The sequence below is a fragment of the Wukongibacter baidiensis genome (genome assembly GCF_050888315.1).
GTDB lineage: Bacteria > Bacillota > Clostridia > Peptostreptococcales > Caminicellaceae > Wukongibacter > Wukongibacter baidiensis.
Genome location: NZ_CP138202.1, coordinates 1,469,035 through 1,486,407, shown reverse-complemented (window position 1 = coordinate 1,486,407; position 17,373 = coordinate 1,469,035). Strand labels below are relative to the sequence as shown.

Genomic DNA, 17,373 nt, shown 5'->3' with positions numbered 1-17,373 from the left:
ATGGTGCTGAGTCAACTTGTTGATGGATTAGGACTCTTGTCTGCAATCTTCTTTGGATTGGGACTGATACTCATGATCATAGAAATCTATGTGCCAGGATTTGGAGTCTGGGGAATAGCAGGAATAACATGCTTTATAGTAGGAATAATTGTTACAGCAGATACATTAATAGAAGCTTTGATTTTAATGATGATTCTATTAGCTATTATAGGGATAATCTTTTCAATTCTTCTACATTCAATCAGCAAGGGAAAACTACCAAAAAATATGGTACTTTCAACATCAATGAAAAAAGAAGATGGTTATATAGGAACAAGTGATATGAAGTACTTTCTTAATAGACAGGGTAGAGCTTTAACAATACTAAGACCAGTGGGAACTGTGGACTTTGATGGTGTCAAACTAGATGTTGTATCTGAGGGAGAATTTATACCTAAAGGAACAATGGTCGAGGTTATTAAGGTGGAAGGTAGACGAATAGTAGTACGAAGAATACAAGAAAAACAAAATATAGACGTTTAGGGGGAATGATGATGAGTGCGATTTTTCCAACGATTATAATAATTGCAGTGATTATAGTATTTTTAGCGTTATTCTTTAGTTTTGTACCGCTGGGGTTATGGATATCGGCCTTAGCTTCAAATGTAAGAGTTAGCATCTTTACTTTAATTGGAATGAAACTTAGAAGAGTTAAGCCCGATAGGATTATTAAACCTCTGATTAAAGGGAGGAAAGCTGGGCTGGATATTTCCGGTGATGAATTAGAGGCTCATTATCTAGCTGGAGGTAACGTTGATAGCGTTGTAAATGCTTTGATTGCCGCAGCAAGGGCTAATATAAGCCTTGGATTTGAGAAAGCAACGGCAATTGACTTGGCAGGACGTAATGTTTTTGAAGCGGTTCAAATGAGCGTTAAACCTAAGGTTATAGAGACTCCTGTCGTAGCTGCTATTGCAAAAAATGGGATAGAGCTTAAGGCGAAGGCTAGAGTAACTGTAAGAGCTGATATAGATAGGCTTGTAGGTGGAGCTGGAGAGGAAACAATAATTGCACGTGTTGGAGAAGGTATAGTAACTACCGTTGGTTCCGTTGAAACCCATAAAAAGGTGTTGGAAAATCCAGACTTGATTTCGGAAACAGTATTGGAAAAGGGATTAGATTCAGGGACAGCATTTGAAATATTATCTATAGATATTGCTGACGTCGATGTAGGTAGAAACGTTGGTGCTAAACTTCAAACTGACCAAGCAGAAGCCGATAAGAGAATAGCTCAGGCTAAGGCAGAGGTTAGAAGAGCTATGGCTGTTGCAAAGGAACAGGAAATGATAGCGGCAGTTCAAGAAATGAAGGCAAAGGTTGTGGAAGCGGAAGCAGAGGTTCCAAAGGCTTTAGCATCTGCCCTAAGAGATGGGAAAATGGGAGTTATGGATTATTACAATATGAAAAATGTTGTTGCTGACACAACCATGAGAGAGGCTATATCAAATATAAATAGTGACGATCATATAGACATGCAGGATGAATAGGAGATGATATCCTATGAATGAAAAAAGGGAGCAAAATAAAATTATTGAATCTGAGATAGGAATGACTTTGGCGGAAGAAAGGAAAAGAAGAAAGAAGAGAAAAAATATTCTTTCTCTAACACATAATAATATACTTACCGGTATTATCTTTTCAGAAATTTTAGGAAAGCCAAAGAGTCGTAAAAATAGAGGATTATAAAATATAGATCTGTGTTAAAGTAGTCTCTGGGAATCCCTTTTCTTCATTGGTATTGATCAAAGGGGCATCTCAGAGTCTACTTTTGTTAGGAAGAGTATAACTACATATTTCACCCACAGAAGGATGGCGATATAAAATGTGTTTGAAGGTTTTAATAGCAGATGATGATTTTGGTATGAGACTGGTTTTGAAGAAAATAATTGAAAAGATAGAGGGCTTTGAAGTTGTGGCTGAGGTGGAGAATGGAGATGAGGTTCTTCGCTTTATAGAAAAGAATGACATTGATGTTGCATTTTTAGATATCGAAATGCCCCTTAGAGATGGACTCGAATGTGCAAAGATAATCACAGACATAGACCCTAAGACAATTATAATTTTCGCAACTGCCCATGTAGAATACATGCCAGAAGCCTTTGAAGTTTATGCATTTGACTATCTGATGAAGCCATTTAAAGTGGACAGAATTAAAAAAACATTGATGAGAATAAAGGGAATAGCTACTGATCATGATGAGGAAGATATTGAAACTCCAATATTTCAGCAAAAAGGGTTTGAAAAACTGGTTGTAAAGAATAAAGAAGGTATAAACTTCATTGATACAGAGAACATAGTTCTAATTCAAAGAGAGGATAGAAGTACAGTAATATATACTATCGACAATAGATATATTACTTCAGAGGGATTAGGAGACTTGGAAAAACGTTTAGAAAAGACGATTTTTTTTAGAAGTCATAAATCCTATATAATTAATATTTCTAGGATAACTAAGATATCGCCCTATGGAAGGTGGACCTACATTATCAATTTTAAGAATTACGATAAGGATGCCCTTATTACCCATAAAAAATTTGCTGAACTTGAGAAAGTTTTTGGTTTATAATAGAATAACAGAAAACATGAAAATTAAACTTGGAGTATTCGTGAAAAGTTTGAAAGAGTGCAAGTAGAGTTTTAAATTTTTCGTGAATAATCAGGATTAAATCTACTTGGAGGCAGCAATGGCAAAAAAGGATGCTAAAAAAATACTTGAAAAAGACCTATATGAGCCTATTAAAGAACATCTAATAAATCAAGGATATGAAGTTCACAGTGAAGTTAAAGACTGTGATGTCATTGGGGTTAAGGGAGAAGAAATAGTTATTGTTGAGCTTAAGAAGAGTATAAACCTCAAGCTGCTTATACAAGCCACAAAACGGCAGAAAGTAACGGATGGGGTATATATTGCAATACCAAAACCTAAGGGGTTTAAATGGAGTAAGCATTGGAAGGATATATGTAATCTACTTAAGCGTCTTGAATTAGGTCTTATAATAGTATCTTTTCTAGAGACTACAACTGAGATAGAAATAGTTTTTCATCCTTCTATTTATAAAATCAGAAAAAACAACAAATTGAAGGACGTTATAATTAGAGAAATAAATGGACGCTCTGGAAGTTATAACGTAGGTGGAAGCGTTAAGGAAAAGATTATGACGGCCTATAGAGAAAATGCAATCTATATAGCTTGCTGTCTTGAAAAGTATGGAGAGCTCTCTCCTAAAAAACTTAGGGAATTAGGTACTGGAGCAAAAACCCAAAGTATTCTTTCGAAAAATTTTTACGGCTGGTTTGAAAAGGTTTCTAAAGGAATATATAAACTTCATCCAGAGGGGAAAGTGGCCTTAGAAAATTATAGTGAAGCAGTAAGTCATTATAGAAAGTTAATTGAAGAAAACAAAATGGGCGTCTCAGAATGATGAATTTCTGAAACACCCCGGGGCTGAACTAATGAGATATCTTTATGAGTTCAGCCCTTTATAATAATAAATAATAGCTACTTTTTTTCAGCGCTTAAGCGAAGAATGTTTACAAAATTCTTTCTATCTAAGACAGCCTTAAATAAAACAACACCTATAAAACTCACGACTACAAACTCCCCTAGAGCTACATAAGCTGCTGATGCCCAGAACGGAAGCTGTAGTACATAGTTTAGCATCCATCCAACTATTAATCCATTAAAGGCTACAGGCCATAAACTAGCTACGATTAAGGCCTTAAGATTATCACCTAATAACTTTCTAGTTTGATAAATTGCGCTAACGGATAAAAGTGTAGCAAAGGAACCTGCTAAAACATCAATAGGCCCAAGAGGGCTTCCGAAATTAGCGATAACGCATCCTAGTACAAGGCCAGGGATATAAAATGGATCAATAAAGGCTAATAGTACAAGTACCTCAGAAAGACGAAACTGAATTTCTCCAAAGCTTATTGGGGCTAAAGCCATAGTAATAGCTGCATATATTGCCGCTATAAGCGCGGTTTTTACAAGTTTATTTGTAGAAAATTTACGCATTAAAAAAACTCCCTTCAACATATTTCTATGTTTCCCGGAGCCTCACCTAACAGAACAAAAATATAAACTACTTTTGCTCTTGTTTTTTTTAAAGTGGGACCAAGAAAACACTTATCGATTACTTATTATAACATATAAAAAAAGTTTGTAAAGTATGAAAAAATTTCGATTTTTTCATAGTATCTTTATGTTTTAATTATGAAATTTAATAATTAGGAGAGAATAAGAATAGTAAAATGTGATTATATTTTAATTATATAAAGAAAACAATAGTAAAAACCTAAAATTAATAGTATAATTAGAAGGTTGTTTGGTTTAAATAGAATTGTGACATAAAATCTTAATAAATGAAAAAGAACGCAAATGAGATGCAGTGCATTCTATGTATTTTAGAATATAAAATCTAGAATATGTTTAGATGAAAATTTGAAGAGAACCTTTAAAAAAGGAAGATTTTCACCTAATATGATACAGAAATCATATACATTAGATATATAATTTCCTATGTAACTGGATAAAACTAGGTCTCTTTATATGAAAAATTTTAAATCCTGAAAGCTATCAGTGAGCAAATTTCATGATTTAAGTAAAATTTACATTGAGATGTCAAGTTTTTTAGCCCGAATTGTTCAATAGCATTTCCTTATCTTTTTCATTTATTTCTAATAACTATGTGTAGTTTTATAATCACATGTCTATGGAAAAACATAATATTAAGAAAAGGAATGATTAGATGGATAAGATTAGATTTGAAGATCTTAATTGCTCAGAAGAAATAAAAAAAGCTGTAAAGGATATGGGGTTTGAGGAGACGACTCCTATACAGACACTATCTATACCAGTGGTACTTGAAGGAAATGATGTAGTAGGACAGGCTCAAACAGGAACTGGTAAAACTGCAGCCTTTGGAATACCTGCCATTGATATGGTAGATCCTAGCAAAAAACATACTCAAGCACTTATACTTTGTCCTACTAGAGAGCTAGCAGTTCAAGTGGCTGAAGAGCTTGCTAAGATTAGTAAGTATAAAAGAGGGGTTAAAACATTACCGATTTTTGGTGGCCAACCAATCGAAAGACAGATCAGAGGACTTAGAAATGGAGTTCAAATTGTAATAGGTACACCGGGTAGAGTAATGGACCATATGAGACGAGGAACATTAAAGCTAGATAATTTAAAAATGATGATATTAGATGAAGCCGATGAAATGTTAAATATGGGATTCAGAGAGGATATAGAGACTATCTTAGACAGTATTGGAGAAGAAAGACAAACACTATTGTTTTCTGCTACAATGCCTAAGGCGATAATGAGTATAATACATAAATATCAAAAAGATCCTAAAATAGTAAAGGTGGTCCACAAAGAACTTACAACACCAAATATCGACCAATTATATCTTGAAATAAAGGAAAAGGATAAGCTAGAAGTGTTAACTAGACTTATAGATATGTATAGTCCAAAGCTTTCATTAGTATTCTGTAATACAAAAAAGAAGGTTGATGACGTTACTGACCTTTTACAATCTAGAGGATATGCAACTGATAAAATCCATGGAGATATGAAGCAGTCTCTAAGAATTAATGTAATGAATAAGTTCAAGCGTGGAGATATAGAAGTATTAGTAGCTACAGACGTTGCGGCAAGAGGACTTGATATTGATGATGTGGAATCAGTATTTAACTATGATATGCCTAGTCATGAAGAATACTATGTACATAGAATAGGAAGAACGGGACGTGCAGGAAGAACAGGAAGTGCATTTACCTTTGTTACAGGAAGAGATTTTTATCTACTAAGAAACGTAATGAAATATACTAAGAAAAAAATAAAGAAGCATCCAATACCTACTCTAAGCGATATAGAAACTATAAAGACTACTATTTTCTTAGAGCAGCTTAAGAAGAAAATCGATGAAGGTAAACTTAAAAAGTATATTAAGATACTTGAGGACTTAATAGAGGATAATGATTTTTCTTCCATTGAAGTTGCTGCAGCGCTGCTTAAAATGGAGCTTGAAATAAAGAATGCTAGAGAAATCGACCTTACACCTGAAAAGTCAAAGTCCTATAAAAAGACTGGTGGAAAACAAGGTATGGTTAGAATGTTTATAAACATCGGTAAAAACAAGAGGATAAGACCTCAGGATGTTGTTGGTGCCATAGCTGGAGAAACAAGCATCTCTGGGAAAAATATTGGAGATATAGATATATTTGAAAACTATACCTTTGTAGAAATACCTGAGAGATATGCAGATGAAGTTCTTTCAATAATGAGTAAGAATACAATAAAAGGAAATAAGATAAACATTGAACCTGCCAAGGGAAAAAGAGGCGGAGGAAAGAAAAAGAGCGGAGAAGCAAGACCTGTTACTAGAGAAAAAAGTAGAAAAGCTAAAGTAAAAAGAAAATAGATACAAAAGAGATACAGGACGAATAGTCCTGTATCTTTTTTTATAACACATAGGAAATTATAAATCTTTTAAAACTGTAGATAACTTTATAATTTCCGATAATGTGTCTCAACAAAGTATGTTTTGAGAGCCTTTATAAAAGACTTTGTTCTCTTTGAACAGGAAAAGGAACTACTACGAAAAAAATATTTAAGAAATTAAAAAAATAAAGAAGGAATTCATAGGTTTATGTAGAATAAATAAATCAAGCTAATCAAAAATGAGTAGGTTGGCTTTAAAGCGACTCAAATATGGATAATGATATTGATAATATAATAAATGATGATGTGATTTGATGAAAAAATTACCAATAAAAATCAGGAAATTAAATTAGTATAAAACAATATAAAAAAGAATAAGGAGCTGATAATTTTGATTTTGAAAGAAAACAGTATTTCATTTAGTTCCATGAAAACCAAATTGATTCTATTATTCTTGGTTGTTCTTCTTGCGACGACCATACCAATAGGACTAATCGTTAATACTAAGATAAAGGATAAAATAAAGCAAAACTATATTACGGCGTCAAAGAATGAGATAGTACAAATAGACAATGGGCTGAATATCCTTTTTGAAGAAATTGAGAAAAATGTAAACGCATTAGCTTCGAATCCCATAGTCAGAAGCGTAGATGATACAGTGACTTCGTATGTAGATAAGACCGACGAAAAGGACTTGATTATGACTCCATCGCAAAACGGTGGAATTGAACAAGAAATTTTTAATGTCTTATCAAACTACAAGGATAGTCACCCGCAGGCTCCATTTGTATATATGGGAACAGCCTTTGGAGGACATATTTCTAATCCGGAAGGACCTATAAACAAGAATTATGACCCTAGAAAACGACCTTGGTACAAAAAGGGTGTTGAAAACAAAGGAAAAGCAGTAAGAACCGAACCTTATCCAGATATAGTTACCGGAAATATAATAATCAGTACTGTTAAGGCTGTTGAAGATAAAAAAGGTGAGATTGTCGGAGTCTTAAGTGTTGATACTAGCTTAGATGGGATAACGAAAATTTTGAATGAGATTAGGATTGGAGATACGGGTTATATAATGCTGGTTGATGAACAAGGTGTAGTTCTAGCAGACCCTAGTAATCCAGAGAATAATTTTAAAAGTATTGATGAAATTGGGTTACAAGATTCTAACAAGATTATAGAGAGAAATTCAAGTTACTATAATACACAGATAGGTGGCAAAGACTTTGTTGCAAACGTATATACTTCGTCTAAAACGGGATGGAAACTTGTTGCAATGATTCCAGAAAGAGAGTTTATATCTAGTTCTAAAGAAATTAGAAATATCATTCAATTTGTAACAGGGATATTCATTTTAATAGGCATAATATTAACCTGGATATTTTCTAGGAAACTAGTTAAACCAATTGTTTTAGCATCAAATCATCTAAAACAGATTGCAAAAGGAGATTTTAAAGGACAAGTGCCTAAAAAATTGTTAAAGGGGAAAGATGAGATATCGAGTCTAGTTAGGGCCATAAATACAATGCAAATGGATATTTCCATACTTATAAAGAAAGTGATTGATTCTTCAACAAAGGTGGCAAAAGCCTCTAAAACATTGCTTGACCTATCAAAACAGTCATCTATGGCCACGGAAGAGATAGCACGGGCTGTAGAAGAGGTCACAGTCAGCTGCAATGACCAATCTAGAGATATCGAATTTATATCAGAAATGGCTAATGATCTAGGATTAAAAATTAGCAAAAATTATGAACTGATAGATGATGTATATAATATCTCAAAGGAGACCAGTCATTTAAGTGAAAAAGGAACTGAAATTATCGAAGTACTGAATGAAAAAATTATTGATAATACAGAAAAAACAATGGAAACAAGTAAAATAGTATCTAGTATAAGTAAATATGCGAATAACGCAGAATCTATAACAAACTTAATTGAGAATATATCCAATCAGACAAATCTGCTGGCTCTAAATGCAAGTATAGAAGCAGCTAGAGCAGGGGAATCAGGAAAAGGTTTTGCAGTGGTTGCAGATGAAATAAGAAAATTATCAGAGGAGACAACAAGAGCCACCGAAGATATAAAAGATTTGATTAGAAATATCCAAGAAAGCTCCAACGGCGCTGTTGATGTTATGGAAAAAATGCAAGGAATAGTAGCACAGCAGAATTTATCTATTGAAAACACAGATGAAATATTTAAGTTAACAGCTGATTCGTTGGAAAATTTGGTGTGTAAAATAGATAAAGTTGCAAAGCACACCCAGAACATGAATGAAAGTAAGGAAGAAATTTTAAAAGCAATACTGAATATATCATCAGTGACAGAAGAAACAACAGCGAGCGCAGAGGAAATATCAGCAGCTACCGAGGAACAATTGGCTTCTGAAGAAGAAACTTTCTACCATTCAGAAAATCTGTACACAATTTCAAAGGAGCTTAAAGAAAATATAGACAGGTTTAGTATATAATCCATTTTGAGGACTCTGCATAAAAAGCAGAGTTTTTCTGTATAAATAACTAGTAAGAAAGAAAAAATTGAAATATATATGGGTGATGCTAAAGATAGAAATTTAAACTTTATTATGGTTCAATTTTGGGTATCAGAGGAAATTGCATAATAAATGTGGTATAGCTCTAGGGATTTTAAGACTATGAAGATAAAAGCTTAGGTTTAAAAGGTTGGATAAGAACTTAGTAAATTGGAGTATAAAAGTAGAAAAAAAGTAGAGTTGCATTGTCAGTAACTTGAAGAATAAGGAGGCTTCTATATGGAACGGATTAAGATTACCGAAACGGTTTTAAGAGACGGCCACCAATCATTAATAGCCACAAGACTTAAGACTGAGGAAATGCTGCCAATTTTACATAAGCTTGATCAGGTAGGTTATAATGCTTTAGAAATGTGGGGTGGAGCAACCTTTGATGCCTGCTTAAGGTTTTTAAATGAAGATCCATGGAATCGGTTAAGAATTATAAGAAAAGAGATTAAGAAGACTAAACTTCAGATGCTTTTGAGGGGACAAAACATACTTGGATATAAGCACTATGCCGATGATGTTGTAGAAGAATTCGTTAAAAAGTCTGTTTCTAATGGTATAGATATTATAAGGATATTTGATGCCCTTAATGATGTAAGGAACCTTAGGACAGCATTAGAAACTACTAAGAAAGAAGGGGCCCATGCACAGGCAGCGATATCCTATACCATAAGTCCAATTCACACTACACAAACTTATGTGGAATTAGCAAAAGAAATGGAAAATATGGGGGCAGACTCTATATGCATAAAGGACATGTCAGGGCTTTTAACTCCATATTATGCATTTGAATTAGTAAGAGCACTAAAGAAAGCAGTTAAGATTCCCTTAGAAATGCACTCCCACGCTACAAGCGGTTTGGCAAGTATGACTTATCTGAAAAGCATTGAAGCTGGAGTTGATATAATTGATACAGCCATCTCTCCCTTTGCATTAGGAACTTCTCAACCACCAACGGAACCGATGGTGGCAACCCTACGAGAAACTAAGTTTGATACTAAACTTGATATGAATAGACTTAATGAAGTGGCTGAACACTTTAGGCCTCTTAGACAAAAGTATATTGAAAGTGGGCTGTTAAATCCAAAGGTACTTGGAGTAAATATAAATACACTTATATATCAAGTTCCTGGAGGGATGTTGTCAAATCTAGTTAATCAATTACAAATGCAAAATGCTATTGATAGGTTTGAAGAAGTTCTCAGAGAGGTACCAAGGGTTAGGGAAGACTTAGGCTATCCGCCTTTAGTAACACCAACGAGTCAAATAATTGGTACACAGGCTGTACTCAATGTTATAACCGGTGATAGATATAAGATGGTTCCAAAAGAAGTGAAATCCTATGTGAAGGGCATGTATGGCAAATCTACTGTTCCAATAAAAAAGGAGATAATCGATAAAATTATTGGTGATGAAGAGGTTATTTACTGTAGGCCTGCTGACTTAATTGCGCCTCAACTAGAAGATTTTAAAAATGAGATGAAGGAATACCTTGAGCAGGAAGAAGATGTTCTATCCTATGCTTTATTTCCAGTAGTGGCAATGAAGTATTTTAAATATCGTGATGCCTGTAAATATGAGATTGACGATGATTTAATAGATGATGAGCAAAATACTTACCCTATTTAAAAAAAATAAAGACAGGGGCTGTCTCATAAAAGTTTCTTATGAGTACAGCCCCCAGCCCTGGGGTGTTTCAGAATGAGTGAAGTTCAAGGTTTTGAAATTTCACCGGTTTGGCTAGTACTGACGTACGTGCCAAGTCGGTGAACATTTCAAATAACGCAGAAATTCGCCATTCCGAGACATCCTAAACTATATCTTATTCTTTGATAGCAGCTCAAAGGCTTTGTCATAGCATTCCTGTGCCTTATCTGATTCGCCTAGCTTTATATAAGTTTTGCCTAGAAGTTTGTAAATTACAGGAAGTTTAAACCCAGCCTTTATCTTTAAAAGCGATTTTAAAGTCCTATCAAAATAACTAAGTGACTTCTGACATTCTCCTTGAACTAGATAAATTTCACCAATTAAAGTATAGACATCGGCCTTTAAAGATACGTACTCATTATCGATTCGGTTTATAGCTTCGAGTTCTTTGATTATTGTAGAAGTTTCATATAGTGATTCCTCTAGATTACCTTTATAATAATGTATCTTAGCTTTAAAAAGTCTATTGTATAGTAGTGTTAAGATTTTCATATTTTCTTCTTTGATTCTTTTGGCAATCTCAACGGATTTATGGATACTTTCTAAAGCTACATCATAATTATCGGTTTCAATATATATTTTGGCCATTCTTGAATAGATTCCAGAGTGACGTTTTGGATCTTCAAGTAGATTTTCATATACTGGAAGAACCTTTCTTAACATTTCTAGTGAATCGTCATACTGCTCTAAACTAAAATAACATGTTGACAATGTAATATAAGAACCTAGGACATCTTCGTTTAGAATCTTTTCTTTCTTAGATAATTCAATTATCTTTTTTAAATAGTCTATTGCTATAGAGTAGTTTCCTTTTTGAGTATATAGAATAGTCATATTCCTTAGAATATAGAAATAATTATTAAGGTCCACATTATATTGTTCAGCATATTCTTTAGCTTCGATAAAATATTTTAAACACTTATTTTTATTATTGAGTATATATTGATTTTCAGCTAGCTTAATATAGATCTCTAGATTATCTTTTGGTTCATTATCTTCAAAGTTTTTAAGAGCGTTTTTAAGAGAATCTATAGATTTTTTTATTAAATCTAAGGACTGTTCATTTGTTTCTTTTTTAAAGTAAATAAAGCCTAAATAGTAATATATGAGTCCCTTATGATAGTTAGTAAGATTATTGATGTTGTCAATTAAAGGATTAAATACTGTTAAAGCCTTATCGAATTCAAAACTATCGACTAGATTCTTTCCTTCTTCTATGATATGGGAAATTTTATATAGGTTATTTGAGTCGATGATACTACCTTCTGTGTCTAGAAGTAGAGATACTGGTTTATTAAGCTTTTCAGCTATGTAGTTTAATGCCTTCATGGATGGGTTTATCTTTCCTCGTTCTATAAGACTAATATAGCTTTTGGTAAATTGGCCGCCGGCAAGCTCTTCCTGGGTCATATTTTGTTCTTTTCTTAAGAAACGTATCTTCTTTCCCACGCTACTGATATTAAACACCGCCTTCAATTTTAGATTTATCTTGTATAAATAAAAATCCAAAGGAATTGAGATTTCTAACAAAAAAATAGTATAAAATTAAAAAATAATTAACTATTTTTATAATATTATACCAAAGAAATAAAGTTTATACTATAAAATGTTAAAAAAATAGCTTCTAATATGGTGAAATGAGTCGCTTTATTTAGAAAATTGCATAAATTATTAATATGTATAAAAAAATTAATATTTGGATAAGTCAATCAATTGTTATATAATATTTATTAGATAAAGAAAATATAAAGTATAATTTAACTCGGGTTGTTCATGAGTAACTTAGGTCTAACATAAATGTTTTTAGTAAAGGGAGAAGGAGAGATATTATGTCATTTTCGCCAAACTCTAAAAAGCTAAATATTGTTCACTTTATACTTCCTATTTTAATTCTATCATTGATTTCACTCTATTTAATAAATTCATATAGAAACACCTTTGATGATACACTTTACGACGTGGATAAGGTTTATGAACATATAAAAGAACTGTCATCACCTAAATACAAAGGAAGATTAGTTGGAAGCCCTGGTAATGAGTTAGCTCTTAAGTATGTAGAAGGATATTTTAATGAATTGGGAATAGAGCCAGCCGGAGAAAATAGTACATACTATCAAGACTTTGAAACCATGATACCGGATATTGATTCAAAGCCTCATTTTACTATATCGAATAAAGAGGGAGAGGTCATTGAAGAGTTTGAAATGTATAGGGACTATAAATTTTTTACCTATTGGTACGGTGGAGGAGATAGATTCAAAGGTGACATTCTATTCGTTGGAACACAGCTATACAATATTCCCGTAGAACTGCTTAAAGACAAATTAGTTGTGATGGGAGCCTATGATATTAGAATAAAGGATGTTGAGTACGCTCTTGAACATGGTAGTAGAGGGATAGTATTTAGAAGAATATCTGAATTTGACAGAGATAATAAAAATTTGAACTTACAAAAAAAGATTCAATATGGGATCAAAAAGGGACGAAGTTTGCTATTTGGCTATGTAGGAATCCATACATATTCAACTATAAAGAAGATGGCAAATCGTGAATTGATTTTTAAAGAACTGTTGGATGATAAGGAAAAGATACCTGAAGGTGTGGGAATTATAGAAGGCGTAGACCTAAAGTGCGATATTGGATATCCTATTGTTAAAACTGCAAATTTTCTTGGAAAGATTACCGGGAAAAAAAAGGATGAGTATTTAATAATAGGAGCTAATATTGATCATGTAGGTATTGGAATGGGTGATAAATATTTTCCTGGTGCGCTTAATAATGCTTCCGGTACAGGAACAGTACTTGAACTAGCAAGAATAGTAAAGGCACAAAAAAGTTTACCTGATAAAACAATCATATTTGCGCTATGGAATGCAAGGGAAAATGTAGCAGATGGTGCCCAGCATTATGTAGATAACCCTTTGTATCCTCTGGAAAAAACAGAGGTTATTAATCTAGATTCCCTTGGCAATAAAAAGGATGCAGAAATTATTTTTCAGTCGGATGAAGAGCTTGGAAGAATATTAAGAAGCAAGATATTTCAATATTCAGAGGACCTAAAGTATAATGAAGAGCTTAACATAGATCCTATCGAATCAGAAGTAAGCGGTTGGGGCAATCATATGCCATTTATTGTAGAAAAGGTCCCGGCAGTGAATATAACAGATGGCTATTTGAATGCATATACATACCTGGATACACTGAATAATGTGGATAAGGATAAATTAGAGAATATCGGGAGAATCGTGGTTACCTATGTGAAAAGAGAGATATTCAAAGATACTATTCCTGATTACTTAAATGGAATCGAATTATTTATTATAATGGTATTTTTAATATTAGTTGTTGGCATTTATATAGTGATTTCAGTTAATAGAACTAATCCCGGTTTAAGGGTTCTAGGTATGACTACTATAGAAGATATATACTATTCATCGGGATTTAATATTATATTAAAAATCTCTTACTTTATAGTACCGGCCTTTATAATACTATTTTCTCTAATTTTTATAGCGAACTTACCTCCGAATTTTAACGTTGTATTTCACGGCAAGAATAGATATATGAACCTATCAATGTACTTAACCTTGAAGAAGAGTATTCTATACATTAGAAGTTTAATATTAAATGGCCTAGGAACAACAAAAAATCATATAGAGATTTCTAAGATCGTTTTTGTTTCTATGAAAAGGAGCTTAAAGCTTATATTAACTACAATAACTATTTCCTTAGGGCTAGGGCTGCTAAAGGGTATGTTTGATAGCTATAGGGTTGGAAAAAAAGGAGGTTTAAGAACCTTAGGAACCTTAATGATATTTTCTGTACCAGACGTCTTTATGGTTTTATGTGGCATGATGCTAATCATTTATATATCTAGAAATGATGTATTGAATCAATTTTTAGGGTTTAAAAGCTTTAGGGAATTTATTATACCCCTCATAACCCTTTCGATAATACCTACAGTTTATATATCCAGAATCACATTTATTGCTATTCAAGAAGAGGTTAAAAAAGGATATATAAGGGCGGCAAAAAGTAAGGGCTTGTCAAAATTTCAAATTTTCTCTAAGCATATATTGGGTAGTGCCGTATTCAAGGCAATAGATTCCGTTCCAGCACTAATTACTATAATAATTTCAAATTTAATTGTGGTAGAGTATTTATTATATTATAAGGGTATACTGTTTAATCTTTATAGATTTTATGAATCAAATGATGTGACTGGTTTCATAGGATTCTCACTAGCCTTGGGATTGATATACATAATCTTTATCACTGTATTTAAGCTTATTTCAAAATTAATCAATCCTATGAAAAGGGAGGGAGTTCATTGAAAAAGTTAAATTTACCACTAATTTTAGGAGCAATAATAATAATTTTGATTGCTATACTTATGATATTTCCTGGCGCCTTTACAAAGGTAAATCCCTATGGTATACAACAGATTAAAGCATGGACTGAAGAAGGGGGGAAGTTTCAACTTGCCGCTGCACCCTTCCCTCCATCTAAGGAAGCTATACTAGGGACAGATGAATTAGGAAGAGATACTTTAAGTCTAATTATTTACGGTACAAGGTTAACTATAACATTAGGATTACTCATTGTGATCGGTAGATTTGTAATTGCAATACCAATGGGAATAACGGCTGGGTTTGGCAGTTTAGTCTCGAAGAGTGTGATTAACCAATTTAATATTATTTTTAGTGCTATACCAGCCTTGCTTATAAGTCTTATAATACTTAAACTAGACTTCTTTATGAATCTTGACAAACAATACTCCATCGTAGCCTTTGTTCTTACTCTTTCCTTTGTAGGATGGTCAAAGTTAGGTTTAATTATTATGGAGAGGGTAGAGGAGATTTTAGGTAAGCCCTTCATCAAGGGAGAAATAGCTATAGGTAAAAGTAGGATGAAAATAGCAATAGAAAATGTTATTCCACATTTAGCAGCTGAAATTGTAGTATTGTTTTTTATGGAAATGGCAAGAGCACTGACTCTGATTATGCAACTTGGGATATTCGGCGTTTTCGTTGGAAATCTTAGAATAATTGAAGATACACAAGGCGGGAAAATACTGGCAAAAAACATTAGCTTTGAACCGGAGTGGGCAAGCATGCTAGGAGCAGCTAGGAATCAAATAAGAAGTGCTCCCTGGAATGTTTTTTCACCTGCTGTTGCTTTTTTTATAAGCGTATTTGGTTTTAATCTATTTGGTGAAGGATTAAGAAGTCGTTTGCAACAAAGAGACTCAAAGTTCATCCCTACTCTAAGACGAATGATCTCATTTGATTTTAAATTACTTAAATCTTTCTCTTCATTAAATGGAGAAGAGAAGAAGAAAGTAAGATATAGAGTTGTAGCTGCAGTAGTATTAGTTTTATTTGTGATTGCTAGCTTTATTGGTGTTAATATGCAGAAGTATAAATTCAGCATTGCTAATTCAAACTATGATTTTATTTCAGATTTAGAGAGTCAAGTAGTGATTGGATCTGATGAGGCTGAGGAATTAGCATTAAAGATTGTAGATGAGATGGAGAAAACGGGTCTCAAGCCATTAGATAATAAAGGTTTTATTAAGGAATATGAGACGAAGGACATTTATACTCCTATATATTCAAATTTTGAAATCGAATCTCAAGATGAGAAAAGAAAACTAACTCTAGGAAAGGACTATTCACTGTTAAGCTTTGGGGATTTTAAGCTTGAAGGGGGAGTTTATGATGCAACAAGGGAGGATATGTTCAATCTAAAGGACTATGAAAGGTTCTCAGATAAATTTGTAATTATAGATAAAAGATTTTACATGGATGATACGGTAAAATATTTTGCGAAAAACATACTTGAGAAATCAAGTGCTAAAGGAGTTATATGCATGGCTCGGGAGGATGAAGAGCTTCCAAATTCCTTAGGAGATTCTATTTATAGGGGAATGATAGCGATAGTACCAAGAGATCTTGGAAAACTCCTGATAAGCAATAAGGAGATAAGTTTGACATTTTCAATGGAAAGTAAGAAATTGAACAATATAGGAAGAAATATTTTAGGGATAATCCCTGGAGAAGATCCAAAGGTTGGAGATGAAGCAATTATAATTGGATTTAGCTATAACTATGTCAACAAAGAGGTTGGAGAAAAGAATCTTCAATTTGCATTTGAGTTAATGAGAAGGTTTTCACATAAAGATTTTAATAGAAATAGATCGATTATATTTGCTTTTTGGGATGGTACAATAAAGGATGAATACGATGGTATAAGAGACTATGCTGAGAATACTTTATATCCTATTAAAAAGAGCTCTTTATATATAGATCTAAGTAAATTAAATTCATATGAATATGATTACTTGCACTATAGTTCGGCACAAGCGCCTATAACTAGGTACTTTGGTTGGAGTTTAGGTCATCAGATTGAGAAGGAGTGTAAGACAAAGGATATTGGCATTAAGGAATATGATGTAAAGGGCTATTATCAGACTAAATTACAGGGTAGTCTAGTAGACAATATAATGTTTATAGAGAATGGTATTGCGACGGTTATTATTAGAACATCAGAAGAAGAGCAAGAGGGGAGATTTACTCTAGATGATTTAGGGGAAATTTTGATTAAGACTATAAATGAGAATAATTATTAA

At 33.0% G+C, this 17,373-nt stretch carries 12 protein-coding genes; 10 read left to right on the top strand and 2 right to left on the bottom strand.

The annotated features are described in order from the left end of the window. The 5 genes from R9X47_RS06925 to R9X47_RS06905 all read left to right on the top strand — a co-directional run bounded on the left by R9X47_RS06925 (position 1) and on the right by R9X47_RS06905 (position 3,461). Positions 1-522, top strand: a complete 522-nt coding sequence (locus R9X47_RS06925; protein WP_432666016.1) for an NfeD family protein — start codon at positions 1-3, stop codon at positions 520-522. Positions 523-533: 11 nt separating this feature from the next. Beyond that, positions 534-1,526, top strand: a complete 993-nt coding sequence (gene floA / locus R9X47_RS06920) for a flotillin-like protein FloA (protein ID WP_432666015.1) — start codon at positions 534-536, stop codon at positions 1,524-1,526. A gap of 13 nt (positions 1,527-1,539) precedes the next feature. After that, a complete protein-coding gene (locus R9X47_RS06915) occupies positions 1,540-1,725 on the top strand; it encodes a hypothetical protein (RefSeq protein WP_432666014.1) in 186 nt (61 codons plus the stop codon). A 136-nt stretch (positions 1,726-1,861) separates the two neighbouring features. After that, positions 1,862-2,605, top strand: coding sequence for a LytR/AlgR family response regulator transcription factor (locus tag R9X47_RS06910; protein ID WP_432666013.1), 744 nt, complete (start codon positions 1,862-1,864; stop codon positions 2,603-2,605). 118 nt (positions 2,606-2,723) lie between these two features. Then, complete coding sequence (locus R9X47_RS06905; RefSeq protein WP_432666012.1) at positions 2,724-3,461, top strand: DUF2161 domain-containing phosphodiesterase; 738 nt, start codon at positions 2,724-2,726, stop codon at positions 3,459-3,461. A gap of 77 nt (positions 3,462-3,538) precedes the next feature. On the opposite strand, the gene R9X47_RS06900 is transcribed toward R9X47_RS06905, so the two are convergent. After that, positions 3,539-4,057: a QueT transporter family protein gene (locus R9X47_RS06900; RefSeq protein ID WP_432666011.1), complete on the bottom strand. Its 519-nt coding sequence runs from the start codon at positions 4,055-4,057 to the stop codon at positions 3,539-3,541. Positions 4,058-4,790: 733 nt separating this feature from the next. Here R9X47_RS06900 and R9X47_RS06895 point away from each other — a divergent pair. From R9X47_RS06895 to R9X47_RS06885, 3 genes are all read left to right on the top strand, one after another. Then, positions 4,791-6,470 (top strand): DEAD/DEAH box helicase, encoded by a 1,680-nt coding sequence (locus R9X47_RS06895; RefSeq protein ID WP_432666010.1) that lies wholly within the window; start codon positions 4,791-4,793, stop codon positions 6,468-6,470. A gap of 411 nt (positions 6,471-6,881) precedes the next feature. Beyond that, entirely contained in the window at positions 6,882-8,966 is a 2,085-nt protein-coding gene (locus R9X47_RS06890) for a methyl-accepting chemotaxis protein (protein ID WP_432666009.1), read from the top strand. Between the two features lie 300 nt (positions 8,967-9,266). After that, a complete protein-coding gene (locus R9X47_RS06885) occupies positions 9,267-10,664 on the top strand; it encodes an oxaloacetate decarboxylase subunit alpha (RefSeq protein WP_432666008.1) in 1,398 nt (465 codons plus the stop codon). 186 nt (positions 10,665-10,850) lie between these two features. On the opposite strand, the gene R9X47_RS06880 is transcribed toward R9X47_RS06885, so the two are convergent. Continuing rightward, the gene (locus tag R9X47_RS06880; protein WP_432666007.1) at positions 10,851-12,191 is read right to left on the bottom strand and encodes a helix-turn-helix domain-containing protein; all 1,341 of its coding nucleotides are present in this window, start codon (positions 12,189-12,191) and stop codon (positions 10,851-10,853) included. A gap of 380 nt (positions 12,192-12,571) precedes the next feature. Between R9X47_RS06880 and R9X47_RS06875 the strand changes: the two genes are divergently transcribed. Together R9X47_RS06875 and R9X47_RS06870 are read left to right on the top strand one after the other, a co-directional pair. Continuing rightward, the gene (locus R9X47_RS06875; protein WP_432666006.1) at positions 12,572-15,076 is read left to right on the top strand and encodes a M28 family peptidase; all 2,505 of its coding nucleotides are present in this window, start codon (positions 12,572-12,574) and stop codon (positions 15,074-15,076) included. Further along, the gene (locus R9X47_RS06870; protein WP_432666005.1) at positions 15,073-17,373 is read left to right on the top strand and encodes an ABC transporter permease subunit; all 2,301 of its coding nucleotides are present in this window, start codon (positions 15,073-15,075) and stop codon (positions 17,371-17,373) included. Before R9X47_RS06875 ends, R9X47_RS06870 begins: the two co-directional genes overlap by 4 nt.